This window comes from Streptomyces sp. CO7, from assembly GCF_053474865.1.
The window spans coordinates 705,640-708,449 of sequence record NZ_JBRIOU010000002.1 but is presented as its reverse complement, the minus strand read 5'-3'; the positions used below and the strand labels follow the sequence as shown (position 1 = coordinate 708,449).

Sequence of the window (2,810 nt, the reverse complement as noted above, 5' to 3'; positions counted from 1 at the left end):
GGGATGGGACGCTGCGCGCGGCGGACGGGTTCGCCGGACGGCGCGACGGGGTCCGCGCGGCCGGACGGGGTCCGGGCGGCGGATGGAGGATGCCTCCGCCGGTCGCGCGTGGACGCGCCGTTCGGGCGCGTGCGTGCGTGGGTGCGGAGGACGGTGTCCGGACCGGTCGGCGGGTGACGGCGGTCCGGGAGCACGAGGTCGCGGTCGCGCGTGGGCGGACGTGGAGGCGCGACGGACGGCAGGGCTCAGCGACAGATCTGGTCGAAGTGGTCGGCACGGCGCGTCGGCCAGAAGGGGTCGAGCGGCACGGGCCGACCCACAGGGGCGAACGGCATGACGCGATTCGATCACGCGATCGACGTCGACTCCACGGTCCCGGCGGGGATGCAACACGACTGCCACACGGCCGTCATGGGGCAGCCCGTATCCGGCGCCTCCGACCCCGCACTGGCCGCCGTCGACCACGAGTTGTGCCGTCCCGCTGACGGAGCGTCGCCATTCGTTCTACAGTTCGGCTCCCGAGTACGTTCCGTGCGTTCCGGAGGCGAAGAGATGGGACCGGAGTGAGAAGGGGTGCGGCCGCCCTGCTGTGCGCGGGGCTGGTGGTGCTGGGAAGTCCGTGGGTTGCGGACCCACTGATGGAGCTCCCGCCCGACGAGCCGGTCCTGGCGGTGCTGAGCAGGGCGCTGCTGTCCGTCCGGTGGGACCTGTCACCTGGCCCCGACGAGTGGGACCAGGCGTACTCCCTCGCGGGGCGCACGTTCCTGGTCACCGTGGTGGTGGGGGTCTTCCTGCTGGCGCCCCGACTCCTCGGCGGCGTCCGGGCACGCGTGCGGTGGGCTGCCGCCCTGGGCCTGGCGATCGCCCTCTCCCTCGTCGCCTCGGTCGTCTCCTGGCTGTCGCTGCTCACCCGGAACGGCTCCACCTGGGTCCTGGGTCTCGGCCCGGAGCAGGTGTTCCTGAATTTCCTGGTGGACGGACTGCTCCTCGGTCTCCTGCTCGGCCTCGTCCTGGCGGCCGTCGCCGCCGCCCGTCCCCGTTCGTCCGCCCCCGTACCCGATCCGGCGGCCCAGCCGGTCGCACCGAGATTCGTGCGAGAACGGAGCAGACTGATGCGCCTGTCCGTCCTGTCCTCGTCGGCCGGCCTGCCGGGCGGCGTGGTGGCCGGCGGCAGCGTGCCGGGGGACGCCACCCGGTACCTGTGCGCCCTGGCCCATCTCGATCCCGTCTTCGCCCGCCGGGTGGTGGACGGGGTGCTGGACGACGAACTCGGCGCCGTCGCCCCGTCCCCCGGCGTGGACCTGGTGCCGGTCGTGCGGCACGCGCTCGCCGCCCGTCGCAGGCACGCCGCGCTGAGCCGACGGCTGGCGGCCGTCTGGTGCCTGATCGGCGTCCTCGGCCCGCTGTGGCTGCTCTTCGCGGCGTTCGCCTTCCGCGCCCTGGCCGCCGCTCCGGCACGCGGCGCCCGCCGCGGACGGGCCGCGCGGGCGGACCTGTGGTCGGCCCGGGGCAGTGAACTGCCGGACGTCCGGGCGACCTTGCGCGGCCTCGCCGGCACCGCCGCGGCCCTGCTCGTCGTGGGGCTGCTGCTCGGGCTGGGCCTTTCCGCCCTCCCGCTCCCCGGCTTCGCGGCCTGGCTGGTGGGCGGCTACCTGGGAGGGGTACCGCCCCTGCTCGCCGTGGTGGCCGGCGGTGCGGTGGCGCTGCGGGTGCTGCTCCGCGACGAGGAGGAGCTCGACGCCCGGCTGCGGGCGAGCCTGCTCCGCGACACCTTCGACCCGCGCTCCGCGCCGCTCCCCTGGCCCGACCCGCACCTGGCCGCTCGCGTCGAGGAGGTGGCGGAGGCACAGCACGGCAACGTCACGGTGTACAGCGGCTTCGACCCGTACGTCGGGTGGGGGTCCCGGGACTCGCAGTGGGCGTTCTCCGTCCCGCTGCTGCCCGCCTCCCCCGGCGAGGCCGTCGACGCGTTCGACGCCTGGGACGTGGTGGAGCGGCTGAGGGTCCGTCTGGCCGAGACGGCGGGCGCGGCCGGCGCGGTGGTGAAGGACCGGGTGTTCCTCGCGGGCACCGAACTGGAGGGGTACGCCGACCTGCTGCCGGACCTCATGCGCGCCCCGGCGGCCCGGCTGGGTCCCGACACGGTGCGGGACATCGCGCGCACACCGGCCGGTCCCGCCCGGCACTGCCTGACCGCCCACCTCCCGTTGTGGGGCGGCGAGGTGGTGCCCAGTCACCTGCTGCACGTCTCGGTGGCCGACCGGACGCTCCACCTGCGCTGCGAACGGTACGTGCTGGCTCCCGTGCGGCGCGATGCCCACGAGATCGACCTGCGGGGCGCCGTTCCTGCCGAGCTGTTCCGCGGCACGCTGCTGGTGCGGGCGCTGCGCCGGACCGGCGGGATACCCGGGGGCGCCGTCGGGTCGTTCCTCGACCACGCCTTCGAGGGCCGGCGGCGCTCCCGGCGACTGGACCGTGACCGGGGCGCCGCGGTGACCGACCCGGCCTTCGACCGCGGAGCCCGGCTGAGTGTCCGCGAGCTGGGGCAGGGCGGGGAGTACCTCAACCACTTCCAGCGGGCCGACGCGGAGGAGGCCCTCGCCTCGCTGGACCGGCACACCCTGGCGGCGGTGCGGGACTTCCTGGACGAGCGCGGAGTCAGCACCGAGGACTTCCGCAGCCAGGCGCAGACCATCCTCAACCACGGAGTGCTCCAGACCGGCGGGGTGAGCGTGGTGGGCAACCAGGCCGTCGGGCAGGGCGCACAGGCACGGGCCGGTACGGCGAACGCCCAGGCACCGGGCCCGCGG

General features: G+C 75.3%; 1 protein-coding gene. It reads left to right on the top strand.

Going from position 1 to position 2,810, the window contains the following annotated elements:
* Positions 1-638: 638 nt before the first annotated feature.
* On the top strand, positions 639-2,810 hold a 2,172-nt coding region (locus ACOV8S_RS05210; RefSeq protein ID WP_448316338.1), incomplete at its 3' end, for a hypothetical protein.